Below are 14,829 nucleotides of genomic sequence, written 5' to 3' on the forward strand. Positions count from 1 at the left end.
GGGTTTCAGATATCCCGGCACTCGCACGTCCAGCCTGCCTTTAGCTCGAAACCGCAGTTCCAGCGTTGTCGCCGACGCCGTCTTTGCGCGCCTTGGCAGAGGCAAGGGTGTCGCGCAGCTCGGCCTCCATTTTCTGCAGCTCCTGTTCGGCTGCGGCACGTTTGGCCTTGCCTTCGTCAGCAATTGCAAGACTTTCGTTGATCGTACCGATCAGGTCGGCATTGGCTTGCTTGACCGCTTCGATATCAAACACACCGCGCTCCATTTCCTCGCGGATCATCTTGTTCGACTCACGCAGGTTCGCCGCGTTCGAGGTCAGCAGCTCATTCGTCAGGTCATTCGCATCACGCACGGCCGCGGCCGCCTCGGCGCTACGCTGGATGGTGACGGCCTGCGCCAGTTGCGTTTCCCACAAAGGCACGGTGTTGACGAGGGTCGAGTTGATCTTGGTCACCAGCGACTTGTCATTTTCCTGCACCAACCGGATCGAGGGCAGCGATTGCATCGTCACCTGTCGCGTCAGCTTCAGGTCGTGAACACGCCGTTCCAGATCATCCCGCGCTGCGCGCAGGTCACGCAGCTCTTGCGCTTTCATGACTTGTTGGTCTTCGGGCGCGGCCTGAACTTCGGCTTCTTTTTCGGGGATGTTCTGGCTGTCCAGCTCGGTCAGTTTTTCTTCACCTGCTGCGATAAACAGCGCAAGCTCGTCATAAAAACCCAGCGTCTTTTCATACAACAGGTCCAGTGACTTGATGTCTTTCAGCAGCGTATGTTCGTGGCCCAGCAAATCGTCAGTGATCCTGTCGATCTGCCCCTGAACATCTTCAAACTTGGCGGTAAACTGGGCAAAGGGTGCAGCCTTGCCCAACAGCTTTTCCCACCAGCTGCGTTCGCGCCGGACGTCCAGCTCACTGACTGAAAACCCGCGGATCGTCGTGACGATATCGCGCAGACTGTCCCCGGCAGGTCCGACATCTTTGTTGCGGACATCCGCCAGCATGGCCTGGCTGATTTCCTGCAATTCCGCCTGGGCAGACGACCCGAACGCGACGATGGAATTGGTGTTATCCATGTCGATTTCATTCATCCGCTTGCGGATTTCGGCGCTGACAGGTTCGTCGGCCTCCTCAAGCAAGACGATTTCGGCGGTCGGGTCGGGCAGGGTGACAGCGGTCACTTCCTGCACCAGCGTTTCAGCCTCGACCGCCTTATTCTTGATGTCATCGGACATGGGGGTAATCCTCTCTCAAATTGTGGCCGGTCAGTCCAACCGGACGCCTTCGCGTTGCAGCCTTTCGCGCAACACATCAATTTCAACCGTCAGATCACTGCGGTCGTCCAAAAGCAACTTGCGGGTACGCGCCGCGAAATTTTGTTCAAGATCATCCAGGAGGGACGAATAATCCTCCAGCGCCTGCGCATCGCGGGTGCGAGCATAGACGTCAGCGAACTTGACCGTCGCGTCACGCGCGCCCTTCAAGTAAACGGTCAGGTATTTTCGCGCACCGGCCAGATCGCGAGGGTCTTCCTCGACCGTGCGGAACAGGTCGCGGGCGGTATCCTGAAAACGTTCAACCCGGGCTTCGATCCTTCGGTCGCCAGCGCGTTTGATGGCGTCGGTCATCTCGGACAGATGTGTTTCAGCACCTTCCACGACGCGGGCAACGCGGTCTTGCTGGAAAGTGTCGATGCCTTCCATGCCTTTGTCAGTCATCGGATCAATCCCGAAAGAGACAGAGTGTAGGACGCTGGCCATCAAGCCGAACAGAATCGGGGCGATCAGGCTGGCCTCAGACGCTGCAGCTGCATCGAGATATTCCGTGCGATAAGCGGCCAATCCGACGCCAAGTCCGGTCAGGAGGCTGGAGAATATCTTTCTGGGAAACGCCGGGCGACGGGCTGTGCGGCGAGCGTTGTAGGCGGATTCGGCCCGCAGCCCTTCGCGCAGCAGAAATGCTGCAGCTGTCAAAAGACCCGCTGCGATCAGGCCGATCGTCAATCCGACTGCCCCATCGTTCAGCGACAGAAAAACCAAGGGAACAGCCGGAAGAAACAACAGGTTAGCGCGGGCTCCGGCCGGTTCGACCCGAGCGACGTCAAACTGTCCGCGCGGAGGTTGATTCGGAGACGAGGAGTCGTCCTGTGGGCTGAATTTCCCGCCATACCGTTTGGCCATGTGCTTACAAGCCTCCCAATACGCCGGTGCAGACGCCGAACATCAGCATCAACAACACGACATAGGCCAGTTTTTGCACTCCGGTCCCGGACATGGTGCCCCCCAAAAATGTCCCTTGGGGAAATCTAGGCCATGAGAGGCCGTGGCGCTAGGGGGAAGGTTGCCTAACCTGCGTCACTTGCGAGGTTTCTTGCCGATTGGGGGGCGATTTCGCTGTGGACGCGCGGGTCGTTTGGCCGGTGCTTCGGGCTCGGCTTCAAGGCCCAGCTGATCGCGCATGACCCGCCGGCGGATTTCTTCGACCTCGCCGGGTTTCAGGCTTCCCAGCTGGAAGGGGCCGTAGGACACACGCAGCAGCCTGTTCACCGCAAAACCGATATCTTCTATCGCACGACGAATTTCGCGGTTCTTGCCTTCGCGAAGACCGATAGTCAGCCAGGCATTCGCGCCTTGTTGACGGTCCAGCGTGACGTCCATCGGCAAAAAGCGTTCCCCGTCGATAACAAGCCCCTTACGAAGCGGTGCAAAATCCTCGTCCTTGGGGCGGCCATTCACCCGCACGCGGTATTTGCGTAGCCATCCGGTCGAGGGCAGTTCCAGCTTGCGCTTGATGCCGCCATCATTGGTCAACAGCAGCAACCCTTCCGAGTTCAGGTCCAACCGCCCGACACTCATGACCCGGGGCATATCCTCGGGCAGTTTGTCAAAAATGGTCGCGCGTCCTTTTTCGTCACGTGTCGTTGTCACCAGACCGGAAGGCTTGTGATACAGCCACAGGCGCGAAGGTTCGGGTTCCGACACCGGTTTGCCATCGACGTTGATCTTGTCTTTGGCTGTGACGTTCAGTGCGGGGCTGTCGATGGTCTTGCCGTTTACACTCACACGACCTGCTTCGATCATGCGTTCAGCTTCGCGGCGCGAGGCAACGCCTGCGCGGGCAAGGACTTTGGCGATCCGGTCGCCGGGAGGAGGGGTTTTGGTCATCTGCAGCCCATAGCGCATCCCGGCCGCTTGCGAAAGACAGGTTTCTGATGCAGTCAGAGGCATGGTGTTCAGATCGCACATGGATAAGGCGTTGGTTGAAGCGCGCGCTGCGGCGGATCGCGGAGAGGTGCCTGTGGGCGCTGTCATTGCCGGCCCCGATGGATCGATCGTGGCCTCTGCGGGCAACCGAACACGAGAGCTGAACGATCCCACCGCCCATGCCGAAATACTGGCCCTGCGTGCTGCATGCGCCGCAGCCGGATCCGAACGTCTGCCCGATCACGACCTTTATGTGACGTTAGAGCCTTGCGCGATGTGCGCGGCTGCATTGGCCGCGGCGCGTATCCGGCGCATCTATTACGGGGCCGCCGATCCGAAATCAGGCGGCGTTGCCCATGGCGCGCGAGTTTTCACCCATACACAAGCACACCACGTGCCAGAGGTTTACGACGGCATCCGAGGGCAGGAGGCCGCCGAGCTTTTGAAGGAGTTTTTCGCGGCACGGCGTTGACCCTAGAGGGAAATGGCCTTCATCACCTCGGGTTCGATGACGTCGACCCCCGGCAACCCGTCGACCAGCGCCTGAGCCGATTGTTCGAGGATCGGGAAGGTCTTGTAATGGCAGGGAATCACGGTCTTGAAGTTAAAGTAACGCTTTGCCGCGTAAGCCGCGCCCTTCATATCCATTGTGAAATGGCCGCCTGCCGACAGGATCCCGATATCGGGTTTGTAGTAATCCCCCATCCAATCCATATCGGCCATGATGTCGGTATCGCCCGAGACATACAGCATGTGCCCTTCCGAGGCGATCATGAACCCGACCTCGCTGCCGCCGGTACGCAGCCCGTCAGGTGTAGAAAAGGTCGAGCTGTGCGAGGCTGGCACCATCGACACTTTGACGCTGTTCAGGTTCACGGTACCGCCCTTGTTGTACCCGATGGTTTCCAGCCCCTCGGACTCGCTCCAATACCCCATCAGGTCGTATTGTCCGACCACGGGGACGTTCAGGTGCTTGGCCAGCGATACGACATCGGCGACGTGATCGAAATGTGTATGCGTAAGAAGGATATGAGTCGCACCGTTTAGAGCGTCATCATGCTGTTCCTCCGACAAGACCGGGTTACCCGTCAGCCAGGGGTCGACCAGCAGAACCTGTCCGCCGGTTTCGATGCGGAAACTGCCGTGTCCCAGCCAAATGATAATCATGAATTCATCCTCCCAAAACAAACTGTTGGCATTAACTTAGCATCGGCTATGTAAAAGTTCATGGACTGGTTTCAGGAAATTGATGGCTATTGCGAGCGCTTGTCGCCCGCCTATTGGGCCGAACCGATAAACGCGGTGACAAACGCGGCGTTTCTGATTGCAGCATTTGTCATGTGGCTGCGTGTGCGCGGGCAGGGGATGCCGTTGGCGATGGTGCTGGTCGTCATTCTCGCCGCTATCGGGGTCGGCAGTTACCTGTTCCATACCCACGCGCAGGTCTGGGCCGCCATGGCGGATGTTCTGCCGATTTTGCTGTACATCCTGGTCTACATCTTCGCGATCAACCGGGACGTCTGGCACATGCGTCCGCTTGCGGCCGGGATCGTGACGGCGCTGTTCATTCCCTATGCCGCGGCGACGGTGCCCCTGTTTCAGTTGGTTCCGGGTTTGGGTGGGTCAGCAGCCTATGCCCCGGTGCCGCTGCTGATCTTGATCTATGCGTTTCTTTTGCGCCACCGGGTGCCGGACACCGCCCGTGGTCTGGCCATCGGGGCGATGATCCTGATCGCCTCGATCACCTTTCGTGCGCTGGATGAAGCCGTTTGCGGTCAGATCGCGTTTGGCACCCATTTCATGTGGCACATCCTGAACGCCATCATGCTGGGTTGGATGATCGAGGTGTATCGTAGGCACCTGACCCGCGCGGCTCAGGCCTGAAAGGCTGCGGCCAGTTCTGCGGGCAGGTCAAATTCAGACAGCACGCGTGCGCGGCCTTGATCCGACATCTTGCGCGCGGTTTTCTCGACGATGCTTTGGATTTTCTCGGCCGAGTGCTTTTCGGCGAACGGTGCGAAATACCATTTGAGGAAAACAAAGCAGATGACATCCTCCAGCGCCTGCACCTCGCCGTCACGCTTGATGCCCTGTTTGCGCAGCATCCGACCAGCAGATTCGATATCCTCGGCAGGGTAGCCGTTCTGTTCCATAAGCCCCATCACGACCTCGGCGTGGTGGACGCCCTGCGCCTTGCGCCAAGCCAGATATCCGGCACGACCTTCGGGGTATTCACTGCGCGCGAGCTTCCACCGCTCCACATGCTGACCTCGTGCGGCTATCTGCAACGGGTCAGAGGCGTCTGGGAACAACCTGTCCAACTCAGCGCTCATGCGCTGACCATAAAGCAGTTCAGCGGGCTGGCCGTCTTCGAGGTTGGGGTCGTGTGAGTTGGCCGCATCAATTGCGTCCAGAACAGCTTGCTTGCGCGCGTTCATCTTCCGCTCCGTTGGCTTGCCGGGTCTGCAGGGCAGGCCGGCGGGTTACTTGTGAACCACCGTAGCGATACGCCGCGCGGAACGCAGCAGGCAATTGCCGGGCCGGGGCATTTGGACCCGACCCGGTTTTTGCGGGCTAAATTACTTGCCCGGTTTGTTCTGATCCTGAGTAACAGGTTCCGACACCTGATCGGGGAAAATCAGGCTGCGGGTCAGGGTGTCCATGCTTGGGCCAAAGGCGCCCGCCTGAGCTTGCGCAGCAAGAACCGTAGTGGCCAGTACAAAGGCAGTCATGAACGTTTTCATCGTTTTTCTCCATATAAGGCTGTGCCGTGCCATATGAAATGAACAGTTCAGTTCAGTATTGCAAGATGTGAGGTGAACTAATCGGTTCATTTTTTTTACTTAGGGGTATTCAGAAATGAGTGATCGGACAGGATTTATGGACCTTTGCCATGCGCTCAAGGGTGGATCAGCGCCTTGGCGGTCTTGCGACCCGGCGACCAGACAGGTAAATGCCCCCTAACGCATATGAGGATATCCGATGTCGATTGACCAAAGCAACGCCGCCAAGGTGGCCAAACTGGCCCGGATCAAGGTCGAGGATGACGCGCTGCCTGCGCTGGCATCCGAATTCAACACCATCCTTGGCTTCATCGAACAACTCAACGAGGTTGATGTCGAAGGTGTCGAACCGATGGTTTCGGTCGAGCCGATGCGCCTAAAACGCCGCGAGGATGTGGTCACTGACGGCAACCAGCAAGACAAGGTACTGGCCAATGCCCCCGATGCGCGCGAAGGGTTTTTTGCTGTTCCCAAAGTTGTGGAGTAAGACATGAGCGATCTGAACAAATTGGGCCTGGCCGAAGCGCGCGACGCTCTGCGCGCTGGCGACGTAACCTCTGTCGAGCTGACCGAATCCTGCCTGAAGGCAATCGATGACGCCGACGCGCTGAACGCTTTTGTCCATAAAACGCCCGAAATCGCGCTGGAGCGCGCCAAGGCGGCGGATGAGCGGATCAAAGCAGGCGACGCGCCGTCGATGTGCGGCCTGCCGATCGGCATCAAGGATCTGTTCTGCACCAAAGGCGTACCCTCGCAGGCGGCTTCCAAAATCCTCGAAGGGTTCAAGCCCGAATACGAATCTACTGTGTCTCAGCAATTGGCAGATTCTGGCGCGGTGATGCTGGGCAAGCTGAACATGGACGAATTCGCCATGGGCTCGTCTAACGAAACTTCCGTGTACGGCAATGCGGTCAGCCCATGGCGCCGCGGCAATGACGATGCGCAGCTGACACCAGGTGGCTCATCCGGTGGGTCGGCCTCGGCCGTCGCGGCAGATCTTTGTCTGGCCGCCACCGGCACCGATACCGGCGGCTCGATCCGCCAGCCTGCTGCATTTGTTGGCATCACCGGCATCAAGCCGACCTATGGTCGTTGCTCGCGCTGGGGCATCGTGGCCTTTGCGTCTTCATTGGATCAGGCCGGGCCGATGACCAAGAACGTGCGTGACGCTGCGATTATGCTCGAGACCATGTGTGGTCATGACCCCAAGGATTCGACCAGCACCGAACTGGCCGTGCCGAATTTTGAGGCGATGCTGACCGGCGACATCAAAGGTAAGAAAATCGGTATCCCCAAGGAATACCGCATGGACGGTATGCCTGCAGAGATCGAAAGGCTCTGGGCCGAAGGCGCTGAGATGTTGAAAGCGGCAGGCGCCGAGATCGTCGACATTTCGCTGCCGCACACCAAGTATGCGCTGCCCGCATACTACGTGATTGCACCGGCCGAAGCGTCCTCGAACCTCGCGCGTTATGACGGTGTCCGCTATGGCCGCCGCGCCCAGCTGGCGCAGGGCGACGGCATCACTGAGATGTACGAAAAGACTCGCGCCGAAGGCTTTGGTCACGAAGTGCAGCGCCGGGTCATGATCGGCACTTATGTGCTGTCGGCAGGGTTCTATGACGCATATTACAACCGCGCCCGTAAGGTGCGGACCCTGATCAAGAAAGACTTCGAAGATGTCTTCGCCGCAGGGATCGACGCAATCCTGACGCCTGCTACCCCGTCGGCGTCCTTTGGTCTGGGCGAGATGACCGAGGCGGACCCGGTGCAGATGTACCTCAACGACGTCTTTACCGTGACAGTGAACCTTGCCGGTTTGCCCGGTATCTCGGTTCCCGCAGGTTTGGACCAACAGGGTTTGCCGCTGGGTCTGCAACTGATCGGCCGCCCGTGGGAAGAAGGCGATTTGCTGAACACAGCTTATGCGTTGGAAAGTGCCGCCGGATTTGTGGCCAAGCCGGGCAAATGGTGGTAATCCTCGGATCAGGCAAGACCAGCTAAAACGGAGCAGCTGAATGCGCTTTACGCTTCTGATCCCCGCAATCGGACTTGTGGCCGCCTGCAACACGGTGGCCCCGGTCCAGGGTACTGGATTTAACACGCCTCAATATCAGGCACAGCGCGAGGCCGCGCTGGCCGGGCCGGGCTACACCGGCAACCCATTGACCGGCCCTGCTGAAGTTTCAGAACAACAACTGGGCGCACCCGGCAGCACCCCAACCGGGGATAACGCGGATATCGCGTCGGCAACGGCGGCTGCATTGGCCAACACGTCGGGGCAAAGCACGTTGACGCAAGTCCCGCTGTCTGCCGCCAGTAACAATGCGATCTCCGACGAACAGGATTTCGCGGCTGTATCAGGACGTCGCACGATCGAAAACGACGCGGCCCTGATTCAACAGAACCGCCAGACCTACGAAGTTGTCACCCCGACTGCTGTTCCGCAGCGCGGATCGGACGGCCAGCCCAATATCGTACAATACGCTCTAAGCACCTCGAATCCAGTTGGTACACAGCTTTACAGCCGCGCTGGTTTCAATCTTGAGGCCAAGGCGCAGCGGAATTGCGCCAAGTTCCCGTCGCCTGACCAAGCTCAGATCGAGTTTCTGGCCAATGGTGGCCCTCAGCGTGATCGCAACGGGCTGGACCCGGATGGCGACGGATACGCTTGTGGCTGGGATCCCAGTGCCTTCCGCAGCGCCGTCAACAACTGACGCATTGGCGCCGATCTGGCACCCATCGCCCAATTTCGGGCCGCGTAGGGACGGGTTGAAGCCGTCCCTGATCGTTTTGCACTATACGGCTATGAACAACGCGCAAGAAGCGCTGGACAGGTTATGCGACCCCGACCACGAAGTGTCGGCGCATTACCTGATTGGTGGTGACGGAACGCTCTGGCAGTTGGTGCGGGAAGAGGACCGCGCCTGGCACGCAGGGGCGGGCGAGTGGCACGGTCAGAGCGACATTAACTCCCGTTCGATTGGTATCGAATTGGATAACACCGGCAAACACCCGTTCTCAGAACCGCAAATGCAACGGTTAGAGAAGATGTTGCATAAGATTATGCACCGTTGGACCATCCAGCCAAACGGCGTTATCGGCCATTCCGACATGGCACCCGGGCGAAAATTCGATCCGGGCCCACGATTTGACTGGCTGCGCCTCGAGCGCAACGCGCTGGCCGCACCGCGCGAACAAGGCGATGGTCGACAAGATGCCCCACAGGACCGATTTCGTACCCTGGCTCAAGCGGCCGGATTCAGTGCTGAAGTAGACGACGAAACCCTGCTGAGTGCCGTTCGTTTGCGATATCGCCCCTGGGGCAAAGGGCCATTGCGGCCAGCCGACTTCGCGCCCTTGACCCCACAATCCTGATCCGCTCTTCATCTGGCAAAAATACCCCGGGGTTGAATTGGCCGCAGGCCAAGAAGGGGCTGGCCCCTTCGCGCGCTCTCCACTCTTGACGCGGCTTGACACAAGGCATACCCACCGCTTGCGCGGAGGGCCGGATGGCCGCTGGGGTCGCAAGGCCCGAGAGGAAAGTCCGGACTCCACAAGACAACGGTGCCGGGTAACGCCCGGGCGGGGTAACCCGACGGAAAGCGCCACAGAAATCAGACCGCCCCGGATTTCGGTCAGGGGTAAGGGTGAAACGGTGGGGTAAGAGCCCACCGCGCCGCTGGCAACAGTGGCGGCACGGCAAGCCCCACCGGGAGCAATGCCAAATAGGGTCCCCGCGCGGGCCGGTCGGCGTCAGTCGATACCGCCGCTAGGCACGTCCTGGCCAAGAGGGACCGGGTTGGCAGCTTGAGCCGCGCAGCAATGCGCGGCCTAGAGGAATGGTCATCGAAGGGGGCAACCCCGGAACAAGATCCGGCTTACAGGCCCTCCGCGCATAACTCTGTTCACTTACCGGGCGGCGTATAAGCCCCGGTCAGTTTGGCGGCCTTCTTGGTAATGGCGGCAAAATCCTTCGCCTTCCAGGCGCGTACTGTTTCGACGTTTGATACTGCACCCGAGGCCGCAACGGCCATTCCAATTGCTACTGCGTCAGTGCCATCCGGAACTTCACTTACGACCACCACGTCATTTTCGCCGGTCGTCATGTAAAAAGCCAAAAGCTTGCCGCCGACTTTTTTCAACAACGCCCGGACGGCCGCCGTGCGGTCTGCAGGCTTCTTCAGCATTCCTTTGACGCCATCCTGCGAGTAGGTCGCATAAGTGATGAAAATAGGCATAAGTCTTCTCCTTGTTTCAATGGTTTGGAACGCTGAAATTGGCCGGTTCCGCGGCCTGAAAACGGGACTTAAAAAATGCTCATAAGGGCGTCCAGAACGATCCAGAAACCCACTGCGATCAGCCCAAGACCGGTCAGGGTGGGCAACCATCGTGCACCCGGCAGCAGCTTTTCCAAAGCCACGTAAATGGCGATTCCGGCAATCCAGTACAGGTTCATGATCCCGCCGACGAACAGCAGCGCCATCAAGGCCCAGCAACAGCCCAGACAGTACAGCCCATGCAAAGCACCAATTCGGAACGCACCAAACGCACCGGGTTTGTGATGATCGGCGATGAATCGGGCAGGGCTTTGACAATGCCGCAGACAGGCGGACTTGAGGTCCGACAACTGATACGCGCCCGCCGCAATCAGGACGCAGCCAGCAAATGTTTTGGACCGGATTGTCATCATTGGACCATCGGACAGCCCGATGCTTTCCAGCCCCCATTGCAATCCCGTCGCGGCAAGGCTGAATAAAGCCCAGGCGATCAGGTAGCCTGCGAGAAAGCAAAAGCTGAACTTCGCGGCCTTGTCACGTTCGGGTCCCGCACGCTTTATCGCCGAATACAGCAAGACCGCAGGTGCGGCGCTGGGGGTCATCATCGCGATCATCATGACCCACCACATCAGAAAGATCAGGATTACGTATTGCAGGCCCCAACTGGGCGCTTCACCCATTTGCATGGGCTCTCCGATCGGACCCGCCATCGTGGTCATTTCGGTGGCCGTCATGTTCATGCCGATCCCGGCGATGGTGTACCAGGCTGCAACCAGAACGATCAGCGACACACCGGCCAGCACGATGACCCGCTCACGCCGCATAAGCCGCTCAACCGCCCCGGTGCGGGGCGGTGTGGGATGGGATGTCATGATGACCCCCGGATCAGGCGCCCAGGACACCGTGGCCCGAAATGTTCAGGTGGGCCAGATGAGCGTGTGTCGCGTCAAAGGTCAGGCTAATTTCGCCGCCATGTGTCTTGGCCGAGCCCGAGGCAGCTTCGGCGTGTCGGTATTCAAACCCGTTTGGCAGCTGAATTGACGCCCGGTGCGCCGCACCCGAAACGATATGCGGAATCGGGCTGACTTCGACATCGAAGACGCCGTTCACCTTTGCAAACCCGGTGCGCTCGTCGCGGTCCCAGTTCAGTTCGATGGGCACGAAAAGCGTTTCATGTTTGGTCGGGGCCATCGCGCTGTAAACATACCAGAAGGTTGCCATTTCATCAGTATCTTCACCGGTCATGATGGCTTGCAGGGCCGCGCGCTGATCGGCGCTGGCGCTGGCATCTATGATCAGTTGCATCTGACCGTTGCCCTCATGGATCGGGCCGGGCCAATAGTACACCCCAGCCGCCCTCACGCCCGCCAGATCTGTGTCCCCATAGTGACCGCTTTCGATGTCGAATACGACGACGGCCTCGCAATTGCCATGTGTCGGAAGTACGCTGAACTGGCAAGGACAACCGAAGTTGCAGTTACAATTGGCCAGCTCTTCGCCCTTAATAGTCCATTCAGTCATGATGCCCCCTAAACAAATTCAATCGTGCAAACCCTGCTTGCACGGTTGCTTACCTGTTCATGGTGCCTCGAAGATCGAGCCGGAAATTGGCTTCTTTGGATTGTTGATGGCGCGGTACTATCACAAATTCGAATTTCTGACAAATTAGACATGCACTTGTGCGGGAATACGCCTGTTACATGTTCACTTGCTGAAACGAAGCCACCATTGGTCAGCTTTGCGCTAGCGTTAGGGCATCTGCCTGATCTGTGGATTTTTGAGTCGCAGATTCCTGCTATTTTGCAAAAATACATTTTGAATATTGGGAGGATTGTTATGAGTTTCATGAAGGCACTGGCTTCGGTCGCAGTTGGATTTGCCGCCGCAAAAGGCATGGAAAAATACAAGCAGATGGGTGGAATGGCCGGTCTGCAGGACATGATGCAGGGCGCCAGGGGGGGGGCTTTGGCATGGATCAACTGGGCAAGATGGCAGAACAGTTCGGGATGCCGGGGGGTGCCGGTGGGCTGCAAGAGATAATTGGAAAGCTTGGCATGGCCAATCCGGCCGGGGCCGCAGGTCTTGGTGGGCTGATGAATGCCATGCAGGGGGCAGCAAAGTCAGGCAGCCAGCAGACCGCCGACATGATGGATACGGTATTCAAAGGCACACCCGGGGGCGCGGCGATGGAGGAGCAGGCCAAGCTGATGCTGCGCGCGATGATCCAGGCAGCAAAGGCGGACGGAGAGCTAGATGAGCAAGAGAAGGAAACCATTCTGGGCGAATTGGGTGATGACATCAGCGATGAAGAACGCGCCTTTGTCCAGGATCAGTTGAATGGCCCGATTGATGTGATCGGCCTGGCTGCTGATTCCGGTGCGCCATTGAAAGCGCAGGTCTATGCCACGTCTCTGGCGGCGATTCGTCTGGATAACCAGCGCGAGGCCTCTTACCTTGTTCAACTGGCCACTGCGCTGGGTTTATCTGATGCCGAACGCGACCAGATTCACACGTATATGGGCGCGCCGACACTTTCGACCTAGGCCTGATCCCTGATCAGCCGATCATGTGCCCAATTGCCCTTGACACGAGCCGTGCAAGGCGTAAAAGCGCACGCTCATAGGAATTCAACCGAAAGGCCCCTGCCTTTTCGGACGCAGGAGATAACCATGGCGAAGCCGACGACAATCAAGATCCGTCTGAACTCGACCGCGGGCACGGGCCACTTCTACGTGACCAAAAAGAACGCTCGCACCATGACCGAGAAAATGACCGTTCGTAAATACGATCCGGTTGTTCGGAAACATGTCGAGTACAAGGAAGGCAAGATTAAGTAATCTGCCGTCCAACTTGGACAGAGTTGAAAAGGGTTTCGCTGTTGCGGAACCCTTTTTCTTTGTGCTTGCGGCTGGGTGAAATGCCCGGGATCGGGAATTGGCCGTTGCAGTGACGCATCAGCGTAACGGCCATTCGGTTGGGCGCTGGGTTGCTTTTTGGAAGCCCTTGGCCATACGCTTCAGCAAATCGTTCCAAAATGTTGGTCGCCATGAAAAAAATCTTGTTATCCACAATTGCCGTATTCGCCCTTGCGGCTTGTGAAGACCCCTATAACCGCTCGGGTGTTGGCTTCACGGGCATCGATGGTGAGCCGCGGACCCTATCGGATGTTCCGGGTGCGGTCTCGTTCCTTCCCGACGCCACGAATATTCCGGCGGAATTGGCTTTATTGCCATCCATCCCGGTCGTAACGGATCAGACCGAGGCGGAAAAAGTAGCCCGAGTCGCGATCGACAATGGCGGACGCAGCGACACAAACTCAGTCGTTCTGACCGGTTCGGATATGAACCTGTTCTTAAGCACCGTCAGCGTGAACGGCACTTTGTTCGGAGTGCTTAGGACCGAAAACAACAGCACCCGTGTGGACAACAACGTCGGCGCAGCCTTTGGCCAAAATGCCGAACAGTTTACCGGGTGCCTGCCTGCGGGTGACGTGTTCCGCAAGGGGTCGTCGTCGCGCAGTTCGGGTTTTGCGGTTGCTCTGAACTGCAACTGATCGAACCAAAAAGATACAACTATAGAAAGCCTCCACCGTGTTGGTGGGGGCTTTTTTTGTTCTTAACGCGCAGCCTGTTTGCCATCTCGGACGGGATGCCATGCAGCGAGGCAAGCAAAAAAGGCGGGCCAATCTGGCCCGCCTTTGAAACCGAGTTCCGTCTGTCTTATTCGCGGTTGCCGAACAACTGCAGCAGGAACATGAACATGTTGATAAAGTCCAGATACAGGCTCAGCGCGCCCATGATTGCGGCTTTACCCAACCACTCCTGGTCGCCCGAATGGGCCATCTGCAGGTAGGTGGTTTTGATCTTCTGGGTGTCATAGGCGGTCAGACCAGCAAAAATCAGAACGCCGATCACCGAGATCGCGTACATCATCGCGGGTGACTGCAGGAAGATGTTTACAACCATCGCCACGATCAGGCCAATAAGACCCATGATCAGGAATGTACCCATTCCAGACAAGTCTTTCTTGGTGACGTAGCCGTACAAGGACAGTCCTGCGAAAGCGATCGACGTGATCAGGAACACCTGAATGATCGACATGCCGGTAAAGGCAATGAAAATCCAGCTGATCGACAGGCCCATCACCGCTGCGAATGCATAGAACACCAGCTGTGCAGCTGCGGCGGACAAGCGGTTGATACCGGCGCTAAAGCCAAAGATGAACGCCAGCGGTGCAAACATGATTACCCAGCGCAGAGGCGAGGTATAGATCGCGGCACCCAGCGACGTCAGATAGGTGCCCGAGCTGATTTGCCCGGCTGCGGCCGATGGGTCGGTTGTGGTTGCAAGCCCGGAAATGGCCCAGGCCGCCATGAATGTAATCAGCATGCCCACAGACATCGTGCCGTAGACTTTGTTCATATGGGCGCGTAGGCCCTCGTCAATCTGGGCAGCGCGCGCACCGGTCGCAGTCCGGATCGTGTCAAATTGTGCCATTAAGGGTCTCCCTTTGCATATTTCTTGTCGGACCAATGAAATTGGCACCGTTCCCCGCAAATATCGGCAAG

Annotated in this window: 20 protein-coding genes and 1 other RNA gene; 11 read left to right on the forward strand and 10 right to left on the reverse strand. The window is 58.2% G+C overall.

What is annotated here, in order from left to right; genetic code table 11:
* Positions 1-40: 40 nt before the first annotated feature.
* The 3 genes from DHN12_RS06065 to DHN12_RS06075 form a co-directional block, all read right to left on the reverse strand.
* Entirely contained in the window at positions 41-1,231 is a 1,191-nt protein-coding gene (locus DHN12_RS06065) for a toxic anion resistance protein (RefSeq protein WP_108859357.1), read from the reverse strand.
* A 30-nt stretch (positions 1,232-1,261) separates the two neighbouring features.
* Complete coding sequence (locus DHN12_RS06070) at positions 1,262-2,176, reverse strand: 5-bromo-4-chloroindolyl phosphate hydrolysis family protein (RefSeq protein ID WP_108859358.1); 915 nt, start codon at positions 2,174-2,176, stop codon at positions 1,262-1,264.
* A gap of 174 nt (positions 2,177-2,350) precedes the next feature.
* Positions 2,351-3,241: a pseudouridine synthase gene (locus DHN12_RS06075; RefSeq protein ID WP_234416563.1), complete on the reverse strand. Its 891-nt coding sequence runs from the start codon at positions 3,239-3,241 to the stop codon at positions 2,351-2,353.
* Between DHN12_RS06075 and DHN12_RS06080 the strand changes: the two genes are divergently transcribed.
* A complete protein-coding gene (locus DHN12_RS06080; protein WP_108859360.1) occupies positions 3,222-3,671 on the forward strand; it encodes a nucleoside deaminase in 450 nt (149 codons plus the stop codon). The genes DHN12_RS06075 and DHN12_RS06080 overlap by 20 nt on opposite strands.
* 2 nt (positions 3,672-3,673) lie before the next feature.
* On the opposite strand, the gene DHN12_RS06085 is transcribed toward DHN12_RS06080, so the two are convergent.
* Entirely contained in the window at positions 3,674-4,366 is a 693-nt protein-coding gene (locus tag DHN12_RS06085; RefSeq protein WP_108859361.1) for a metal-dependent hydrolase, read from the reverse strand.
* Positions 4,367-4,426: 60 nt separating this feature from the next.
* On the opposite strand from DHN12_RS06085, the gene DHN12_RS06090 reads away from it, so the two are divergent.
* Positions 4,427-5,083 (forward strand): ceramidase domain-containing protein, encoded by a 657-nt coding sequence (locus DHN12_RS06090; RefSeq protein ID WP_108859362.1) that lies wholly within the window; start codon positions 4,427-4,429, stop codon positions 5,081-5,083.
* Here the strand turns inward: DHN12_RS06090 and DHN12_RS06095 are convergent.
* Positions 5,074-5,637, reverse strand: coding sequence for a DUF4202 domain-containing protein (locus tag DHN12_RS06095; protein WP_108859363.1), 564 nt, complete (start codon positions 5,635-5,637; stop codon positions 5,074-5,076). The genes DHN12_RS06090 and DHN12_RS06095 overlap by 10 nt on opposite strands.
* Before the next feature lie 141 nt (positions 5,638-5,778).
* The gene (locus DHN12_RS24600; RefSeq protein WP_186437502.1) at positions 5,779-5,943 is read right to left on the reverse strand and encodes a hypothetical protein; all 165 of its coding nucleotides are present in this window, start codon (positions 5,941-5,943) and stop codon (positions 5,779-5,781) included.
* A 238-nt stretch (positions 5,944-6,181) separates the two neighbouring features.
* Here DHN12_RS24600 and gatC point away from each other — a divergent pair, with 238 nt between their 5' ends.
* The 5 genes from gatC (at position 6,182) to rnpB (ending at position 9,882) form a co-directional block, all read left to right on the forward strand.
* The gene (gene gatC, locus DHN12_RS06100; protein ID WP_058275619.1) at positions 6,182-6,469 is read left to right on the forward strand and encodes an Asp-tRNA(Asn)/Glu-tRNA(Gln) amidotransferase subunit GatC; all 288 of its coding nucleotides are present in this window, start codon (positions 6,182-6,184) and stop codon (positions 6,467-6,469) included.
* Positions 6,470-6,472: 3 nt separating this feature from the next.
* Complete coding sequence (gene gatA / locus DHN12_RS06105; RefSeq protein WP_108859364.1) at positions 6,473-7,960, forward strand: Asp-tRNA(Asn)/Glu-tRNA(Gln) amidotransferase subunit GatA; 1,488 nt, start codon at positions 6,473-6,475, stop codon at positions 7,958-7,960.
* Between the two features lie 40 nt (positions 7,961-8,000).
* Positions 8,001-8,699 carry a hypothetical protein gene (locus DHN12_RS06110; RefSeq protein ID WP_108859365.1) on the forward strand — a complete coding sequence of 233 codons (699 nt, stop codon included), beginning with the start codon at positions 8,001-8,003 and terminating at the stop codon, positions 8,697-8,699.
* Positions 8,638-9,360, forward strand: a complete 723-nt coding sequence (locus DHN12_RS06115) for an N-acetylmuramoyl-L-alanine amidase (protein WP_108859366.1) — start codon at positions 8,638-8,640, stop codon at positions 9,358-9,360. The genes DHN12_RS06110 and DHN12_RS06115 overlap by 62 nt, the downstream gene beginning before the upstream one ends.
* Positions 9,361-9,482: 122 nt before the next feature.
* Positions 9,483-9,882, forward strand: an RNA gene (gene rnpB, locus DHN12_RS06120) — RNase P RNA component class A.
* Between the two features lie 8 nt (positions 9,883-9,890).
* Here rnpB and DHN12_RS06125 read toward each other — a convergent pair.
* From DHN12_RS06125 to DHN12_RS06135, 3 genes are all read right to left on the reverse strand, one after another.
* The gene (locus tag DHN12_RS06125; protein ID WP_058275623.1) at positions 9,891-10,223 is read right to left on the reverse strand and encodes a GYD domain-containing protein; all 333 of its coding nucleotides are present in this window, start codon (positions 10,221-10,223) and stop codon (positions 9,891-9,893) included.
* 68 nt (positions 10,224-10,291) lie between these two features.
* Positions 10,292-11,134, reverse strand: a complete 843-nt coding sequence (locus DHN12_RS06130; RefSeq protein WP_108859505.1) for a DUF2182 domain-containing protein — start codon at positions 11,132-11,134, stop codon at positions 10,292-10,294.
* A 13-nt stretch (positions 11,135-11,147) separates the two neighbouring features.
* Entirely contained in the window at positions 11,148-11,783 is a 636-nt protein-coding gene (locus DHN12_RS06135; protein ID WP_108859367.1) for a DUF1326 domain-containing protein, read from the reverse strand.
* A gap of 24 nt (positions 11,784-11,807) precedes the next feature.
* Between DHN12_RS06135 and DHN12_RS24390 the strand changes: the two genes are divergently transcribed.
* The 4 genes from DHN12_RS24390 (at position 11,808) to DHN12_RS06155 (ending at position 13,815) form a co-directional block, all read left to right on the forward strand.
* The gene (locus tag DHN12_RS24390; protein ID WP_159089978.1) at positions 11,808-12,302 is read left to right on the forward strand and encodes a hypothetical protein; all 495 of its coding nucleotides are present in this window, start codon (positions 11,808-11,810) and stop codon (positions 12,300-12,302) included.
* On the forward strand, positions 12,233-12,805 hold the full coding sequence (locus DHN12_RS06140; protein ID WP_108859368.1) for a DUF533 domain-containing protein: 573 nt from the start codon (positions 12,233-12,235) through the stop codon (positions 12,803-12,805). The genes DHN12_RS24390 and DHN12_RS06140 overlap by 70 nt, the downstream gene beginning before the upstream one ends.
* 126 nt (positions 12,806-12,931) lie before the next feature.
* Positions 12,932-13,099, forward strand: a complete 168-nt coding sequence (gene rpmG, locus DHN12_RS06145) for a 50S ribosomal protein L33 (protein WP_007799108.1) — start codon at positions 12,932-12,934, stop codon at positions 13,097-13,099.
* Between the two features lie 209 nt (positions 13,100-13,308).
* The gene (locus tag DHN12_RS06155) at positions 13,309-13,815 is read left to right on the forward strand and encodes a hypothetical protein (RefSeq protein ID WP_159089979.1); all 507 of its coding nucleotides are present in this window, start codon (positions 13,309-13,311) and stop codon (positions 13,813-13,815) included.
* A gap of 166 nt (positions 13,816-13,981) precedes the next feature.
* Here DHN12_RS06155 and DHN12_RS06160 read toward each other — a convergent pair whose 3' ends face one another.
* Positions 13,982-14,758 (reverse strand): Bax inhibitor-1/YccA family protein, encoded by a 777-nt coding sequence (locus DHN12_RS06160; protein ID WP_058275627.1) that lies wholly within the window; start codon positions 14,756-14,758, stop codon positions 13,982-13,984.
* Positions 14,759-14,829 lie beyond the last annotated feature (71 nt).

The sequence above is a fragment of the Ruegeria sp. Alg231-54 genome (assembly GCF_900143525.1).
GTDB lineage: Bacteria > Pseudomonadota > Alphaproteobacteria > Rhodobacterales > Rhodobacteraceae > Ruegeria.